1 pseudogene is annotated in these 1,136 nt (G+C 63.3%); it reads left to right on the top strand.

Annotated features, from left to right (window positions below):
- Positions 1-205 precede the first annotated feature (205 nt).
- Positions 206-518, top strand: a pseudogene (locus tag AC1DWF_RS32245) (IS5/IS1182 family transposase); the annotation flags it as partial.
- Positions 519-1,136: the final 618 nt, after the last annotated feature.

The following is a 1,136-nucleotide window of genomic DNA, read 5'->3' as shown; positions in this document are numbered from 1 at the left end:
GTTCGGAGCGGCTGAGGATGGTTTCCTCGAACACTTCCTGATGGAACTGCTCGCCGCATTCCTGCCGGAGATACTTGGGATCCGTTGTTCCTTTTAGCCCCTTGGCATGGACTGTACTGCACTGGACGCCGTATCTGGCATGCTTGGAGGACCCTAAAAGCCACCGACCCCTATGAGGGCCGGCTGATTCACTCACCGCTTGCCGACCGGGGCAGCGACTCCTGCCGCGGGCCATGACGGCGCGTGGGTGGAGGTGGTGCTCGATGCCGACAACACGGCCAGCGATGTCTGGGCCGTCACGCCTACCGATCGGCGAAGAACGAGACGATGTTGGCGGCGCGCGGCCTGGTGTCGTGCATTCACCGCAAGAAGCCCCAGGGTCTGCGATGCCTTCGCAGACGCAACAGGCCAATGCCCGTAAATCGGTCGTGCGCTCGGCCGTCGAACATGTCTTTGCCTGGCAGAAGGGTCCGATGGCGCTGGCCGTGCGCACCATCGGCATTGCCAGGGCGCGGGTGTAGATCGGCTTGGTGAACATCGCTTACAATATGCGCCGCCTCGTCTGACTCAGCCAGCGAACCGCACCGGTATATGAGCCGAGAGTAGGGAGCGAGTTCGGCGCCCTCGACAACAAGGCCACAGACACAAGCACCGACCGCCACGGCAACCATCTGCGCCAGCATCGACAGCCATTCCTCTCCCAGCAGCTCCCGCAAAAGAGGGCTCTTGGAGGTCTCCAAGTGCGGAGACCCCGAGCGCGCCAATTGGCGACTTTTTCGACGGTCCATTTGTCGGGACAGGGGGCGCAAGCCGCAGCCCCCACGTCGGAACGACGAGTAAATTTCTGAGCCGGCATGCCCGTGATTCGCGCCGCCACGAGCCCCACTATGCTCAGACGTGCTGCGATATGAGCGCCGCGTCAGCTCATGCCGCCCCACCGGCGGTCGGGCTCACTCAATAMACTGGTCCGCGCGCGCGAGCACTTCGGGGGGATCGTCACGCCGATGTCGCGGGCGACCGTGAGATTGATGCCCAAATGATGGCTCCTGTTAGCCTCATTGGCACGTCACCAGGTCTGGCCCCCTTGAGGATTCGGTCCGTCAAACCTGCCAGCCGTCGCGCCGTCTCAATCCGGT

This window comes from Aminobacter sp. P4_D5 (assembly GCF_056401815.1).
This window is presented reverse-complemented; position numbering and strand designations above follow the sequence as displayed.